At 50.1% G+C, this 14,235-nt stretch carries 15 protein-coding genes and 2 pseudogenes; 10 read left to right on the top strand and 7 right to left on the bottom strand.

The genetic code is table 11. The features are described from left to right. Window positions 1-14 precede the first annotated feature (14 nt). The 3 genes from trhP to yidD all read left to right on the top strand — a co-directional run bounded on the left by trhP (window position 15) and on the right by yidD (window position 2,281). Window positions 15-1,376 (top strand): prephenate-dependent tRNA uridine(34) hydroxylase TrhP, encoded by a 1,362-nt coding sequence (gene trhP, locus EoCCA6_RS04015; protein WP_152081579.1) that lies wholly within the window; start codon window positions 15-17, stop codon window positions 1,374-1,376. A gap of 454 nt (window positions 1,377-1,830) precedes the next feature. Next, window positions 1,831-2,073, top strand: coding sequence for a DUF4177 domain-containing protein (locus EoCCA6_RS04020; RefSeq protein ID WP_167515528.1), 243 nt, complete (start codon window positions 1,831-1,833; stop codon window positions 2,071-2,073). A 46-nt stretch (window positions 2,074-2,119) separates the two neighbouring features. Beyond that, complete coding sequence (gene yidD, locus EoCCA6_RS21750; RefSeq protein WP_420841610.1) at window positions 2,120-2,281, top strand: membrane protein insertion efficiency factor YidD; 162 nt, start codon at window positions 2,120-2,122, stop codon at window positions 2,279-2,281. 69 nt (window positions 2,282-2,350) lie between these two features. On the opposite strand, the pseudogene EoCCA6_RS21630 reads toward yidD, so the two are convergent. Further along, window positions 2,351-2,461: pseudogene (locus tag EoCCA6_RS21630) on the bottom strand (2-thiouracil desulfurase family protein); the annotation flags it as partial. Between the two features lie 237 nt (window positions 2,462-2,698). Then, complete coding sequence (locus EoCCA6_RS04035) at window positions 2,699-3,943, bottom strand: DNA-methyltransferase (protein WP_152081581.1); 1,245 nt, start codon at window positions 3,941-3,943, stop codon at window positions 2,699-2,701. Window positions 3,944-4,071: 128 nt separating this feature from the next. Between EoCCA6_RS04035 and EoCCA6_RS04040 the strand changes: the two genes are divergently transcribed. The 3 genes from EoCCA6_RS04040 to EoCCA6_RS04050 all read left to right on the top strand — a co-directional run bounded on the left by EoCCA6_RS04040 (window position 4,072) and on the right by EoCCA6_RS04050 (window position 5,862). After that, on the top strand, window positions 4,072-4,314 hold the full coding sequence (locus tag EoCCA6_RS04040; protein WP_152081582.1) for a helix-turn-helix domain-containing protein: 243 nt from the start codon (window positions 4,072-4,074) through the stop codon (window positions 4,312-4,314). After that, complete coding sequence (locus EoCCA6_RS04045; RefSeq protein ID WP_152081583.1) at window positions 4,304-5,194, top strand: hypothetical protein; 891 nt, start codon at window positions 4,304-4,306, stop codon at window positions 5,192-5,194. Before EoCCA6_RS04040 ends, EoCCA6_RS04045 begins: the two co-directional genes overlap by 11 nt. A 239-nt stretch (window positions 5,195-5,433) precedes the next feature. Then, on the top strand, window positions 5,434-5,862 hold the full coding sequence (locus EoCCA6_RS04050) for a PDDEXK family nuclease (RefSeq protein ID WP_232623290.1): 429 nt from the start codon (window positions 5,434-5,436) through the stop codon (window positions 5,860-5,862). 166 nt (window positions 5,863-6,028) lie between these two features. Here EoCCA6_RS04050 and EoCCA6_RS04055 read toward each other — a convergent pair. Then, window positions 6,029-6,274 (bottom strand): annotated as a pseudogene (locus EoCCA6_RS04055) (2-thiouracil desulfurase family protein); the annotation flags it as partial. 141 nt (window positions 6,275-6,415) lie between these two features. Here EoCCA6_RS04055 and yegS point away from each other — a divergent pair. Next, on the top strand, window positions 6,416-7,315 hold the full coding sequence (gene yegS, locus EoCCA6_RS04060) for a lipid kinase YegS (RefSeq protein WP_152081584.1): 900 nt from the start codon (window positions 6,416-6,418) through the stop codon (window positions 7,313-7,315). 51 nt (window positions 7,316-7,366) lie between these two features. Here yegS and fbaB read toward each other — a convergent pair whose 3' ends face one another. Then, a complete protein-coding gene (gene fbaB / locus EoCCA6_RS04065) occupies window positions 7,367-8,419 on the bottom strand; it encodes a class I fructose-bisphosphate aldolase (RefSeq protein ID WP_010433688.1) in 1,053 nt (350 codons plus the stop codon). Window positions 8,420-8,670: 251 nt separating this feature from the next. Here fbaB and EoCCA6_RS04070 point away from each other — a divergent pair, with 251 nt between their 5' ends. The 3 genes from EoCCA6_RS04070 to EoCCA6_RS04080 are packed head-to-tail and all read left to right on the top strand — an operon-like array spanning window position 8,671 to window position 11,899. Further along, window positions 8,671-9,948, top strand: coding sequence for a nucleoside permease (locus tag EoCCA6_RS04070; protein ID WP_152081585.1), 1,278 nt, complete (start codon window positions 8,671-8,673; stop codon window positions 9,946-9,948). Next, window positions 9,945-10,949, top strand: a complete 1,005-nt coding sequence (locus EoCCA6_RS04075) for an ADP-ribosylglycohydrolase family protein (RefSeq protein ID WP_152081586.1) — start codon at window positions 9,945-9,947, stop codon at window positions 10,947-10,949. Before EoCCA6_RS04070 ends, EoCCA6_RS04075 begins: the two co-directional genes overlap by 4 nt. Next, entirely contained in the window at window positions 10,946-11,899 is a 954-nt protein-coding gene (locus tag EoCCA6_RS04080) for a PfkB family carbohydrate kinase (protein WP_152081587.1), read from the top strand. The genes EoCCA6_RS04075 and EoCCA6_RS04080 overlap by 4 nt, the downstream gene beginning before the upstream one ends. Here the strand turns inward: EoCCA6_RS04080 and EoCCA6_RS04085 are convergent. The 3 genes from EoCCA6_RS04085 to thiM are packed head-to-tail and all read right to left on the bottom strand — an operon-like array spanning window position 11,873 to window position 14,229. Next, window positions 11,873-12,619 carry a GntR family transcriptional regulator gene (locus tag EoCCA6_RS04085; protein WP_152081588.1) on the bottom strand — a complete coding sequence of 249 codons (747 nt, stop codon included), beginning with the start codon at window positions 12,617-12,619 and terminating at the stop codon, window positions 11,873-11,875. The genes EoCCA6_RS04080 and EoCCA6_RS04085 overlap by 27 nt on opposite strands. Window positions 12,620-12,661: 42 nt before the next feature. After that, window positions 12,662-13,462, bottom strand: coding sequence for a bifunctional hydroxymethylpyrimidine kinase/phosphomethylpyrimidine kinase (gene thiD / locus EoCCA6_RS04090; RefSeq protein WP_152081589.1), 801 nt, complete (start codon window positions 13,460-13,462; stop codon window positions 12,662-12,664). After that, a complete protein-coding gene (thiM, locus tag EoCCA6_RS04095; protein WP_152081590.1) occupies window positions 13,459-14,229 on the bottom strand; it encodes a hydroxyethylthiazole kinase in 771 nt (256 codons plus the stop codon). The genes thiD and thiM overlap by 4 nt, the downstream gene beginning before the upstream one ends. Window positions 14,230-14,235 lie beyond the last annotated feature (6 nt).

Genomic DNA, 14,235 nt, shown 5'->3' on the forward strand with positions numbered 1-14,235 from the left:
GAACGAGAACAATCATGTTTAAACCGGAACTCCTTTCCCCGGCGGGAACGCTGCAAAATATGCGTTACGCTTTCGCTTATGGTGCCGACGCTGTGTACGCGGGCCAGCCGCGCTACTCACTGCGCGTGCGCAACAACGAATTCAACCACGAGAACCTGCAGCTCGGCATCAATGAAGCGCATGCCCTGGGCAAAAAATTCTACGTGGTGGTGAACATCGCGCCGCATAACGCCAAGCTGAAAACGTTTATCCGTGACCTGAAGCCGGTCGTGGAGATGGGGCCGGACGCGCTGATCATGTCGGACCCTGGTTTAATCATGCTGGTTCGGGAGCATTTCCCGGAGATGGATATTCACCTCTCCGTGCAGGCTAACGCCGTCAACTGGGCAACGGTGAAATTCTGGAAACAGATGGGGCTGACCCGCGTCATTCTGTCCCGCGAGCTTTCCCTGGAAGAGATTGAAGAGATCCGCACCCAAGTGCCGGATATGGAAATCGAAATCTTCGTCCACGGTGCGCTGTGCATGGCTTACTCCGGTCGCTGCCTGCTCTCTGGCTACATCAACAAGCGTGACCCGAACCAGGGCACCTGTACCAACGCCTGCCGCTGGGAATATAACGTCCAGGAAGGTAAAGAGGATGACATCGGGAATATCGTGCACAAACACGAGCCTATTCCGGTCACCAACGTTGAGCCTACCCTGGGTATCGGTGCGCCAACCGACAGCGTGTTTATGATCGAAGAAGCCAAACGTCCGGGCGAGTACATGACCGCCTTTGAAGACGAACACGGCACCTACATCATGAACTCGAAAGATCTGCGCGCCATCGCCCACGTTGAGCGTCTGACCCAGATGGGCGTGCACTCCCTGAAAATCGAAGGCCGCACAAAGTCTTATTACTACTGCGCGCGCACCGCACAGGTATACCGCAAAGCCATCGACGATGCCGCTGCCGGTAAACCGTTCGATACCAGCCTGCTGGAGACGCTGGAAGGTCTGGCGCATCGTGGCTATACCGAAGGCTTCCTGCGTCGTCATACTCATGATGATTATCAAAATTACGAGCACGGTTACTCGGTGTCCGAACGCCAGCAGTTTGTGGGCGACTTTACCGGAGAGCGCAAAGGCGCACTGGCCGCTGTCGCAGTGAAAAACAAATTCACCAAAGGTGACAGCCTGGAGCTGATGACCCCGCAGGGCAATATGAACTTTACGCTGGAGCATCTGGAAAACGGCAAAGGTGAAGCCATTACCGTTGCACCGGGCGACGGACATACCGTCTGGCTGCCGGTCCCGGAAGGCGTTGAACTGGATTTTGCGCTGCTGATGCGTAATTTCGACGGTGAAAGTACCCGTAATCCACACAGCAAATAGTTAAGCAGGGGAATTTTTTCGCGCTGGGATAATTCTTAGAAACGGATCACATACCGCTTCGTTCAATACGGGTATTATCCCTTCCGCTGAAAAACATAACCCATAAATGCTAGCTGTACCAGGAACCACCTCCTTAGCCTGCGTAATCTCCCTTACGCGGGCTTATTTTTTATAGATGCCACTTATTAATTAAAGGCTTAAATCCCGTAAATCAGGACTTTTTGCTATGACTCTAATTCCAGTTGCTCGCATCGTTCGATTTAGGCCACTTCCCTAACTCCCCGTGTTGTTTGAGAATTTCAGGTCCGGCTAAAAATCACTCTGACTTGTGAGTGGTTAGGTATCAGGTAAGTTTCAACGATGATCATATTACCTTGCGGCCATACCGATCCGTTTGAATGATGCGGAGTTAGGCTCTACCATCGGAATCCACCTAAACAACAAGGAGTTTTTTATGTACACGTATAAGATGGTTCAGATACCACCGAACATTTCTGTTAAGGCAAAGGACAATAAGAATGGTATTGCCGCCGCATATTTAGAGCAAGAGGTTAACGCCTGGGCCACTGAAGGTTGGAAGTTCCAGCGCGTTGATACTATCGGTATCGAAGAGCGGCCAGGGTGCTTTGGTGGAAATAAGTCAACGTTGACTCACTATTACGTCATCACCTTCAGAAAAGAAGTTACAAATGCTTAAATGGCTTAGTATACGTTTCGTGCTCATATATCGTGGTCATGCCCCGATGAGTATTCGTAATCGTTGCCGCCATACCCCTTCCTGCTCCAGATACACGCTAATCACTCTGAAGCGTTTCGGTTTTATAAAAGGATGGAAATTGGGATTGCAGAGGATTTATCGGTGTCGGCCACCTAATGGGGGTATTGATTTCCCTCCTCATAAGTAAGCCAAAAAATTAAAGGCCACCGGGTAAGCGGTGGTCTTACTTACCTTTTCATATGGCTTACAAACGCTCTTACGCTGGCTTGTTTTTTCCCACTTCTTTTTCCTCAATCCAGGTAACAAGTTCTGCAATCTGACTCTCTGAAAATACCGCTATTCCATGCTTAGCGAGTAGTGATGCCGCAGTACTATGCTATTTAAACTAACCAATTTAAATTATCAATAAAATTGCACCTCAAAAGATACTAACTTACTTATGGGATACATTTTTTAGAAGATTGAGACAATGAGTTCAGTTTGAAAAAGTTGAGAATGAACCAACTACTAAATCTCTCTCATTACCATTTCACAATTTGTAAGATAGATACAATATTTGGCAGGGAGTGAATACACTCACTGCCAAATAGTCATTCAAATGATACTAATCTTCACTTTGAAGAAAACCTAACTGTTCGCTCTTTTTTTCATCCTTCATTCTTACACTATCTACTGTCCATAACCCCCGTTTCTCCCTTTCTCTTGTTATGGCTGAAGGAAATAAAGAATTAAGCTTTCCACGAAACTCAATTAAGTGTTCCTTATCTTCAGAGATATTATTAAATCTATCTTTAATAATTTCACAATCATCTATTTCAGAACCGAGCCATTTGCGATTTTTGATTTCTGCAATAACATAAGTAGTCCCAGAGCCTCCAAATGGATCAAAAATGAGATCACCTTCTTTTGTAGCCATCTCGATTACTCTATCTAAAATCTTTATACTTAATTCATTCGCCCCATTTCTTTTCTTATATTTTTTGTGCCGGACAGGAGGAACATCATACCAAACATCGGTAAGATTAATGCCAAGTGGATTCATCTTATTTTTGTATCCACCATAATCCTTGAGATCACCAAAGCATTTTGGGCAAGTTTGTGCTGGTAATCTATCCGGTTCAAACACATTAGCTTTTTCACCTTTAATAAAATAAAGTAGAGAATAATGAGAGGGATATAATCGACCTTGAATCGGCATATTATTCTTCATATCGACAGCTATCCAATGCTTGAAATTAAGTCTCCCATGTAAAAAGTTAGCTATTTTACTGTTCCACAAAGGTAAGTTCCATAAGAATAATGAGCCTCCCGGTTTTAAAATTCGAATGCACTCATTTAACCACTGGTGTGTCCACTTGATATACTCTTCTTCTTTTAAATTATCATTCATTTTTGAAGGATAGAGCTTATCAAGATTAAAAGGAGGATCGGCAAAAATCATGTCGACAGAATCAGATTCTATTTTTTTTGAAACATCTAAACAATCGCCATTATACAATTTACCATTTTTGGTTTGCAGAGCTAATTCAACATCAGATCTTTCGATATTATTGCAATAAACATTCTTATTTGAATCTTGAATTTTTTCATGGATGAAAGATGCGTTTTCTTGAATAAGTTCCAATGTATGCATATCCATATGCCCCATTACTAATTGTAAGTAAATTGGCGACAGTTTGAATTCATCACACAGAATTGCCAGATCCGTTCCACTTGGCATAATATTCCTAAGATTATAATACTTAAGTCTATCAATCGGAATTTTTGTGCGTTTGCTAATTTCATTATAAGATTTAGTCGAAACATCAACTACCCCTAAAGCTTTAAGAAATTGATTCGAATAACTCATCTAAGATAACCACACTTTTCTGTATTCATTTGAACATAGCATCTCATAGTCGTGAGAATCTGTCACTCCCCAACTAACCATAGCCTGTTACTATCTTAGCGTAAATCGCTTACGAGGCTGATAGGTGAATGAAAATAAAAAGAAAATCTTTCGCAACTATCATAGGCAGTAGATTGCTTGTTGCAAGAGTGCAGAAGGGGTTTAGTCAAAACGATATCCAAAATGCTACTGGTATTGATAGGGCAACCTTATCACGAATTGAGAATGGCAAACAACACATTGCCCTTTATCAACTGCTCCAGATCCTGGCAGTTTTAGATATGGAAATAGAAGATTTTCTCAAAGATATAGAGGTAGATAATGATAACTAACATTGAGTTAGATGATGGTTTTTTACCATCTAGCATTGCAGGAATAGTTAAAGATAATGTTATTAACTCTTTAAATGGAATAAAAACGATCAATGATAAATTTATTATCAATGATTGTTCATTTATGAGAAAACAGAATAACAACCGGATTACACCTTGCGTCATGAATTCCGCCTCATTCATCTCCAGTAAATTCCAAAAAAATTTAAGTTTATTACCAAATTGTTTAGGTGAGAACAGTATTAATCAACAGAGGATTGATGGTCTAATCACAGCCAAATATAATGGACTAGCATATAAAATAAGAGACAAAACCAAGATCCTGGAAGTTGCATTTAAATATATAGAATCTAAAAAACTCCTTAACAATGTTATATATACCTTATTCCCAATGTTTTATGGAATGTATGTTGACAGATTATGTTTTAGCATACCAGACCTGGATGAGATAGAAAAACTTTTTGATGTTGAAGAAGTTAATTATCATTATAGAATTGGCGTTGAATTCGAAACGGGGAATGTAGCCAGCTCATTTAGAGCGATCAATAAATTAAACAATCTCTTCCATGAAGGATATATTGATGGTGGGTGCTTTATTACAAGTATAGATAAGAAAAACTCAGCAACACGAATTTGGCCTGTATCAAACAGAAATGGATCATTCCAAGAATTAAAAAATAGATCCTATATTTCTCAGATATCTTTGCCACTAATTTGTATAGGTTTTTCTCCAGATGGATTTTCTCACACGGCACCATTTTTAGGAGCCAATGGCGAACTTTATGAATTAGAGAACACTTATAAAAGAGATGATAAAACCAATTTTGAAATATTTAAAAGGAATGATGGCTTAGATTTTCTAAAAGCACCATTTAAGTGAACCCGCAAGTATTAAAATTATTGTCAAGTAGGTTTACTGGGTATTTAAGACTCAATTGGAGATTTTTAATGAAAATAAAAAATGAAACAGTTTTGATTGCAAAAGGTGATTTTGCAAACTCAACAACTGCGATGCATATAAGGGAAGACATATACAATGCAATTCACAAGTCAGTATAGCCTCTGGGTAATATTCGTTTTTCAATAAATCCTGCGCCAAAAGGAAATGGAGTAAAACCTATAAAGTTAGAATGCATGGCTCATTTGCATAGTAAACGCTGGTATTTAGAAAAAAGGCTACACATTTCTTCAGAAAGAAATGCTGGTCCAATCGATGCTGTATATCCTATAAGCAATGATATTTACTTTGCTGTGGAGTGGGAAACTGGAAATATCTCATCTTCTCATAGAGCTTTGAATAAAATTTGCTTAGGTATGTTAAACGGCTCGCTACTTGGTGGAACGTTAATTTTACCGTCCCGTGAGATGTATTCATTTCTAACGGATCGTATAGGTAATTATCAAGAATTATCTCCTTATTTCCATTTATGGAGAAATATTAATATATCCAATGGATACTTATCAGTTATAGAAGTTGAACATGACGAGATTGATGTCAATATTCCTTTGATACCTAAGGGAACTGATGGATGGGCAAAATTCATCTAACTATTTACACCAAGGGCTAATCTAGCGGAGCTATGCTTCTCAAGTTGATCTTGCTTTTTCGCCCCTTGGCTTAAAAAGAAAAACCACCCTATCAAGATAATTATTTACTATCAACCTCATAGCTTCGTTGTTTTATTGGCATTTATCACCAATTAAATATATCTATAACATCCTGCCCGGTATTTTCAATTATTCTGGCTTGCCCGTGCATCACGTCTTTGCCGTCAGCAGACATAATCTCCGCAGGGGGACGAGGTACAGACAATCCGGCTGCAAGTTCAGGGCAGTGGATAACCAGGCGTTGTTCCTGTTCCCAGCGAGCCAGTTGAGCACTCAACTGCGCTTTTTCACTGCCGTTATAACGCACCCTGAAACCCATCAGGCAAGCGCTCACCAGTATTTTATTTCTCATCGATTTCCTGGAATGTCATTTAATGCCTGTTTTCGTATTGTAACGCCCGTTTGCCGTTTTTTCCCCTTTCATCCTGTTCTTACCCGCTTTTTCCGTCTCTGCGATACACTCTTACTAACGCTAAAAAAGGGAGCAGCGCGGATGGCAACCTATCCAGACAGTTTATTGATTCTCAACGGCAAAAGTGCAGGCAACGATCTGTTGCGCCAGGCAATTACGGATCTGCGAGAAGAGGGTGCGCGTATACACGTGCGCGTAACGTGGGAAAAAGGCGACGCAGCACGCTATATCGATGAAAGCATCAGGCTGGGCGTCGACACCATTATTTCAGGCGGTGGTGATGGCACCATTAATGAAATTGCTGGCGCGCTAATCGACCTCCCCTCTTCCAGCCGCCCGGTGATGGGCATATTGCCGCTCGGCACCGCCAATGATTTCGCCACCAGCGCCGGGCTTCCGGAGGAGCTGGGGAAAGCGCTTCAACTGGCAATCCTGGGTAAAGCCACCGCTGTGGATATTGCTCAGGTGAATGACAAAACGTGTTTTATCAACATGGCAACCGGCGGCTTTGGCACGCGCATTACCAGCGAAACCCCTGAAAAACTGAAAGCGGCATTGGGTGGCGTCTCTTACCTGATCCACGGTCTGATGCGCATGGACACCCTGAAGCCTGACCGCTGCGAAATTCGCGGCGAAGGGTTTCAGTGGCAGGGCGATGCGCTGGTGATTGGTATCGGCAATGGCCGTCAGGCAGGCGGCGGGCAGCAGCTATGCCCGGAGGCGCTGATCAATGACGGGCAATTGCAGCTACGCATTTTCACCGGAGATGGCCTGCTGCCAGCGCTGTTTACCACGCTGACGCAGCCAGAACAGAGCCCGAATATCATTGACGGGAAATCCGCGTGGTTTGAAGTCAATGCTCCGCACGGGATGACGTTTAATCTCGACGGAGAACCGTTGAGTGGGACGCAGTTCCGCATTGAGGTTATCCCAGGCGCGCTACAGTGCCGGTTGCCACCGGACTGCCCGCTTCTGCGCTGAGCATTTTGCCGGGTGGCGGCTACGCCTTACCCGGCCTGTATCACAAATCCGTTACGCGATCGTCACTTTACTATCCAGATACACATCCTGAACCGCATTGATCAGCTTCACGCCGTCGGCCATCGTTTTCTTAAACGCCTTACGGCCGAGGATCAGCCCCATGCCGCCCGCACGTTTGTTGATCACCGCGGTACGTACCGCATCGGACAGGTCAGTGTCACCGCCTGCCGCACCACCGGAGTTGATCAGCCCTGCACGGCCCATATAGCAGTTCGCCAGTTGGTAACGCACCAGATCGATTGGGTTATCGCTGGTCAGCTTGCTGTAAACACGGTCGTCGGTGTAACCGAAGTTCACCGCCTTATAACCGCCGTTATTTTCAGCCATTTTCTGCTTCACAATATCCGCGCCAATCGTCGCCGCCAGATGGTTCGCCTGGCCGGTCAGATCGGCGGAGACGTGGTAATCCACGCCGTCTTTTTTGAATGCATTGTTACGCAGATACGCCCACAGCACGGTCACCATACCCAGCTCATGCGCACGCTCGAAAGCAGCAGAAATTTCTTCTATTTGACGACGCGACTGTTCAGAACCGAAATAGATGGTCGCCCCTACCGCCACCGCGCCCATGTTGAACGCCTGCTCGACGCTGGCGTACAGCGTCTGGTCGTATTCGGTTGGGTAGCTGAGGGTTTCGTTGTGGTTCAGTTTGACGAGGAACGGAATGCGATGGGCATAGCGGCGCGACACGGAGGCCAGCACGCCGTAGGTTGACGCCACACAGTTACAGCCCGCTTCAATCGCCAGCTCGACGATGTTTTTCGGATCAAAGTACAGCGGGTTGGCGGCAAAGGACGCACCCGCAGAGTGCTCAACGCCCTGGTCAACCGGCAGAATAGAGAGATACCCGGTGCCGCCCAGACGCCCGGTATTGTAAAGCGTCTGCATATTTCGCAGCACGGCAGGCGGACGGTTATTATCCACCATCACGCGGTCTACATAGTCGTGGCCAGGCAGGTAGAGCTGGTCGGCTGGAATGGTCATACAACGATGCTGTAAAAGGCTGTCGGCGTCTTTGCCAAGCAACTGCGCAATATCAGTCATAGCGATGCTCCCGTAAGTCCGACGTTAAGTCGGAGCGTGTAATCCAAACCCACATTTTTGCGGGCAGACTAAGCCTGGTACCGACTTAACAGATTTTCCACCATCTGCAACTTTTTTAAGCACAATCTGCTGGCTCGTTTCGTGTACAACAATTTTGTTACACTGATCATATATTCGCCTCAAAGGTATTTAAAAGGTATTATTGAATGGTATGTTAAAGGCGTACCCTCTCTGACATGCAGGATTAAACAATGAAAACGAAAGTCCAACTGTCGTTCATGATGTTTGTTGAATGGTTTATCTGGGGCGCGTGGTTTGTGCCGCTGTGGCTCTGGCTGAGCAAAAGCGGTTTTACCGCCGGGGAGATTGGATGGTCTTATGCCTGTACCGCCATTGCCGCCATTCTCTCGCCAATCCTGGTCGGCTCGCTGACGGACCGCTTCTTTGCTGCCCAGAAAGTGCTGGCGATACTGATGTTCGCCGGTGCCGTGCTGATGTACTTCGCCGCCCAGCAAACCCAGTTCAGTACCTTCTTCCCGCTGCTGCTGGCCTACTCCCTGACCTATATGCCGACCATCGCGCTGACCAACAGCATCGCCTTCGCCAACGTGGATGATGTGGAGGCCGATTTCCCGCGCATCCGCGTGATGGGTACCATCGGCTGGATCGCCTCCGGCCTGGCATGTGGGTTCCTGCCGCAGATGATGGGCTATAGCGATATCTCGGATACCAATATCCCACTGCTGCTGACCGCCGCCAGCTCAGCCCTGCTCGGCGTATTCGCCCTGTTCCTGCCGAATACGCCGCCGAAGAGCACCGGCAAGCTGGACTTCAAAGTCATGCTGGGGCTGGATGCGCTGATCCTGCTGCGCGACAGAAACTTCCTGGTGTTCTTCTTCTGCTCGTTCCTGTTCGCGATGCCGCTGGCGTTCTATTACATCTTCGCCAACGGCTATCTCACCGAAGTGGGGATGAAAAATGCCACCGGCTGGATGACCCTCGGCCAGTTCTCCGAAATCTTCTTTATGCTGGCGCTGCCGTTCTTCACCAAACGCTTTGGTATTAAGAAGGTCTTACTGCTTGGTCTTATCACCGCGGCAATCCGCTATGGCTTCTTTGTTTACGGCGGTGCAGACCAATACTTCACCTACGCCCTGCTGTTCCTCGGCATTCTGCTGCACGGCGTGAGCTACGACTTCTATTACGTGACCGCGTACATCTACGTGGACAAAAAAGCGCCTGCGCACATGCGTACCGCCGCGCAAGGCTTGATTACGCTGTGCTGTCAGGGCTTTGGTAGCCTGCTGGGATACCGCCTGGGCGGCGTGATGATGGAAAAAATGTTCGCTTACAAAGAGCCGGTGAATGGGCTGACCTTCAACTGGGCCGGAATGTGGACATTTGGCGGGATCATGATTGCCGTGATCGCCGTACTGTTTATGCTGTTTTTCCGCGAATCGGATAAAGAGATCACCGCAATTGAGGTGGTTGATGGCGATACCGCGCTGACACAAGGGGAAGTTAAATGAAACAAGAACGTATTCTCGGTGCGCTTTACGGGCAGGCCTTAGGGGATGCGATGGGCATGCCGTCGGAACTGTGGCCGAGAAAACGCGTGAAAGCACACTTCGGCTGGATCGACCGCTTCCTGCCCGGTCCGGCAGAGAATAACGCGGCCTGCTATTTCAATCAGGCAGAGTTCACCGACGATACTTCAATGGCGCTGTGCCTGGCCGATGCGATTATCGAGTGCGACGGACAAATTAACGCGGATGTTATCGGCAAACATATTCTGCGCTGGGCGCTCGATTTCGATGCGTTTAATAAGAACGTGCTCGGTCCGACGTCGAAAATTGCCCTCAACGCTATTCGTGACGGCAAGCCGGTGAGCGAGCTGGAGAACAACGGCGTGACCAACGGTGCGGCGATGCGTGCCTCCCCGTTAGGCTGTCTGCTGCCCGCCACTCGTCTGGAGCACTTTGTTGAGCAGGTGGCGCTGGCCTCCAGCCCGACGCATAAATCTGACCTTGCGATTGCCGGTGCGGTCGTGATTGCCTGGGCGATATCGCGCGCCATCGACGGAGAAAGCTGGCAGAACATCGTGGATGCCCTGCCGGGTATCGCCCGCTATGCGCAGGAGGCGAAAACCACCACCTTCAGCGCATCGCTGGCGGCACGCATTGAACTGGCGCTCAAAACCGTGCGGGAAGCCAACGGCATTGAATCGGCCAGCGAGCAGGTGTACCAGCTTGTTGGGGCGGGAACCAGCACCATCGAATCCGTTCCGGCGGCCATTGCGATGGTTGAACTGGCAGGCACCAACCCGAACCGCTGCGCAATATTGTGCGCTAACCTCGGCGGTGATACGGACACCATCGGCACGATGGCGACGGCGATCTGCGGCGCGCTGCACGGTGTGCAGGCCGTTGACCCGGCGCTTAAGGCGGAACTTGACGCCGTTAACTCGCTCGATTTTGGTCATTATTGCGAGAAACTGCTGCACTATCGGGAGCAACGGGAGGGCGTATGAGTTATTTTGCCGAACGCCTTGCAACATTACACGCCACACGCCCGGTGACGGTGCTGGGCGCGGCGGTGATTGACGTCATCGCCGACGCTTATGCCCTGCCGTGGCGCGGCTGTGATATCGAGCTAAAACAGCAGGGTGTGAATATCGGCGGCTGCGCGCTCAATATCGCCATCGCCCTGAAACGGCTCGGGATTGCGGCACAAAACGCCCTGCCCGTCGGCCACGGCGTGTGGGCGGATATTATCCGTAACGCAATGGCGAAGCAGGATCTGCACAGCGCCGTGGAAGCCGAAACGGGCGATAACGGCTGGTGTCTGGCGCTGGTAGAGCCTGACGGTGAGCGCACCTTTATGTCGTTCAGCGGTGTGGAAAATCAGTGGCAGCAGGGCTGGCTGGATGCGCTGAACGTCCCGGCGGAGAGCCTGGTCTATCTGTCCGGCTATCAGCTGGCATCCCCTTGCGGCGAGCTGCTGACGGCCTGGCTGGAAGGGTTGCTGGGCGTCACTGCGTTTATCGATTTCGGCCCGCGCATCGCAGATATTCCCGACGCGCTGATGGCGCGGATCATGGCCTGCAAACCGATTGTGTCGCTCAACCGCCAGGAGGCGGAGATTGCCGCGGAAAGACTGGCTGTGAATGTTGAAAACCTGGGTGCAGAGTGGCAGCAACGATTCGGCTCAGCCCTGATTGTGCGTCACGACAAAGACGGTGCCGCCTGGTATGACGGTGACGCTTCGGGTTACGTTCCGGCGTTTCCGGCAACCGTCGTCGACACTATCGGCGCTGGCGACAGCCATGCGGGCGGTACGCTGGCCGGGCTGGCGGCAGGCTGGTCACTGGCGGATGCGGTACTGCTGGGCAATGCGGTTGCTGCATGGGTGGTCAGCCACCGCGGCGGGGACTGTGCGCCTGGGCGCGAGGAACTACTCCTCGCACACAAAGACGTATAGATCGCTGCGACAGTAGCTGATGCTGTACTCAATCGGCCGGTGCTGTTGGTCAAGCGCAACCTGCTTGATCACCAGCACCGGTATTTTGTCATCCATCTTTATGTGCGCCTGGAACTCGCTGTCCGGCATACGGGCGCTGACGCGCGAACGGGTGCGCTGTGGGAAGATATTCTGGCTGCGGAAGTAATCGTACAGCGAGATGCCAATCGCGTCCGGGTCGGGGATTAAGCCTACCGGAACCCAGGACTCTTCAATCGATACGGCATCATCATCAACGTAGCGGATGCGTTTAAGCAAAAAGACGTCGCTTTCCGCCTCTATCGACAAATGGCTGGCGACCTCTTCCGGGCATTTCACTACCCGTTTGTTGACCCACAGCGTGTTAGGCTTTTGTCCGCGCAGCACCACCTGTTGAGAAAATCCGCGCGCCTCTTTCAGCGAATACTCAAAGATATTATTGATTTGCGTTCCGTAGCCGCGCGCGCGCGTCACCACGCCCTCTTTTTCCAGCGCCTGCATTGCTTTGCGCACGGTAATGCGCGACACGCCAGTTAACTGACTCAGGTCCCGCTCGCCGGGCAGAATATTCCCGTGTTCCAGCACACCGCTGCGCACCGCGTTTTTTACCGTTTCAGCAAATTTCAGGTACAGCGGCGTGTTGTCCGGCGCGGCAATCCGTTCATTCAGTAGAGCGATTAACCGGGTATGCGCTTGTTCCATCTCTGTTTTTCTCAGGCCTGATGTTTCCAGCCAGTATACGGCTTACCACCAGGCATGAAAATGGTGTACCGGTCCAATACCGTGACCAACCTCCAGAGTATCGGCTTTTGCCAGCGCGGCTGAGAGCCAGTCTTTGGCCTCGCGCACGGTATCGGCCCAGTTATCATGCCGTGGACGCAGCGCCGCCAGTGCGGCAGAGAGCGTACAGCCCGTGCCGTGGGTGTTTTTGGTCTGCACGCGCGGGGCAGTGAAACGCAGCTCGCCGTCACGGGTGAAGAGCCAGTCCGGGCTTTCCGCATCATCCAGATGACCGCCTTTCATCAGCACCGCGCCACAGCCCATCACCAGCAGCGCGTTTCCCTGCTCTTTCATTTCGCGTTCGTTTTGCGCGTGCGGCGCATCCAGCAGCGCTGCAGCTTCAGGAAGATTTGGCGTAATGAGCGCGACCTGCGGCAGCAGTTTTTTACGCAGCGTTTCAACGGCGGACGCGGATAACAGCGGATCACCACTTTTTGCCAGCATCACGGTATCAAGCACCACATTTTGCACCTGGTAACGCGTTAGCCGTTCTGCCACGGCTTCCACAATATCGGTCTCCGCCAGCATGCCGATTTTAGTGGTATCGATGCGCACATCGCTGAATACTGAGTCAAGCTGCGCGGCGACAAAGTCCGGCTCAATGCGGTAAACCGACTGCACACCACGCGTATTTTGCGCCACCAGTGCCGTAATCACAGAACAACCGTATGCGCCCAGCGCGGAGAAGGTTTTCAGATCGGCCTGAATGCCTGCCCCGCCACTTGGATCGGTGCCGGCAATAGTGAGTGCGTTAATCCGTTTCATGCCTGTTCCTCCAGGTTATAAAGCGCGTCCAAAAAAGCGCTGGCAAAACTGCCGGGGCCACGGGAGTGCGCTGTAGCAACGCTTCCGGCGCGCTTCATAAATCCACAGGCAGCAACCACGTTATCCAGCCTGTCGCCAGGCAGTGAACAGCTGGCTGCCACAACCGCCGAAAGCGCACAACCAGTGCCCACCACGCGGGTCATCAGCGGATCGCCACCCGTTACCGTGCGGGTTCGCTGCCCGTCGGTGATGTAATCCACCTCGCCAGTGACCACCACAATCGCATTCGTCTGACGTGCCAGCGCCTGGGCAGCAGGCAGCGCCGTGGCGGCGGTGTCGGCGGTGTCGACGCCACGCCCGCCCGCGCTCATCCCCGCCAGCGCGAGAATTTCAGACGCATTGCCGCGAATGGCTGCAGGTTTAAGGGAAAGAATGTGATGGCAAAAACGGGTGCGAAACGTCAGCGCGCCGACTGCAACCGGATCGAGCGTCCAGGGTTTGCCTGCCGCCACAGCGCTTTCAATCGCCCGGCGCATCGACTGGGCGCGCGGCGCGGTGAGTGTGCCGACGTTGATAAGCACCGCATCGGCAAGCGCGGCAAACTGCTCGGCTTCTTCGGCTTCAATCACCATCGCCGGGGATGCGCCAAGCGCCAGCAGAACGTTGGCCGTAAAGGTTTGCACGACATCGTTGGTCATACAGTGCGTGAGCGGGGAATGGGTTCGGAACTGATGTAAAACGTGTAAATCGAGCAGGTCAGGCTGCATGGTATC

The organism is Enterobacter oligotrophicus (genome assembly GCF_009176645.1).
GTDB classification, from domain to species: Bacteria; Pseudomonadota; Gammaproteobacteria; order Enterobacterales; family Enterobacteriaceae; genus Enterobacter; species Enterobacter oligotrophicus.

Excerpts from the sequence above, each read along its gene's own strand:
- EoCCA6_RS04080 (WP_152081587.1), top strand. The coding sequence starts at position 10,946 with ATGAGTTATTTTGCCGAACGCCTTGCAACATTACACGCCACACGCCCG.
- EoCCA6_RS04040 (WP_152081582.1), top strand. The coding sequence starts at position 4,072 with ATGAAAATAAAAAGAAAATCTTTCGCAACTATCATAGGCAGTAGATTG.
- EoCCA6_RS04035 (WP_152081581.1), bottom strand. The coding sequence starts at position 3,943 with ATGAGTTATTCGAATCAATTTCTTAAAGCTTTAGGGGTAGTTGATGTT.
- yidD (WP_420841610.1), top strand. The coding sequence starts at position 2,120 with ATGAGTATTCGTAATCGTTGCCGCCATACCCCTTCCTGCTCCAGATAC.
- EoCCA6_RS04020 (WP_167515528.1), top strand. The coding sequence starts at position 1,831 with ATGTACACGTATAAGATGGTTCAGATACCACCGAACATTTCTGTTAAG.
- yegS (WP_152081584.1), top strand. The coding sequence starts at position 6,416 with ATGGCAACCTATCCAGACAGTTTATTGATTCTCAACGGCAAAAGTGCA.
- trhP (WP_152081579.1), top strand. The coding sequence starts at position 15 with ATGTTTAAACCGGAACTCCTTTCCCCGGCGGGAACGCTGCAAAATATG.
- fbaB (WP_010433688.1), bottom strand. The coding sequence starts at position 8,419 with ATGACTGATATTGCGCAGTTGCTTGGCAAAGACGCCGACAGCCTTTTA.
- EoCCA6_RS04085 (WP_152081588.1), bottom strand. The coding sequence starts at position 12,619 with ATGGAACAAGCGCATACCCGGTTAATCGCTCTACTGAATGAACGGATT.
- EoCCA6_RS04075 (WP_152081586.1), top strand. The coding sequence starts at position 9,945 with ATGAAACAAGAACGTATTCTCGGTGCGCTTTACGGGCAGGCCTTAGGG.
- EoCCA6_RS04070 (WP_152081585.1), top strand. The coding sequence starts at position 8,671 with ATGAAAACGAAAGTCCAACTGTCGTTCATGATGTTTGTTGAATGGTTT.
- thiM (WP_152081590.1), bottom strand. The coding sequence starts at position 14,229 with ATGCAGCCTGACCTGCTCGATTTACACGTTTTACATCAGTTCCGAACC.
- thiD (WP_152081589.1), bottom strand. The coding sequence starts at position 13,462 with ATGAAACGGATTAACGCACTCACTATTGCCGGCACCGATCCAAGTGGC.
- EoCCA6_RS04045 (WP_152081583.1), top strand. The coding sequence starts at position 4,304 with ATGATAACTAACATTGAGTTAGATGATGGTTTTTTACCATCTAGCATT.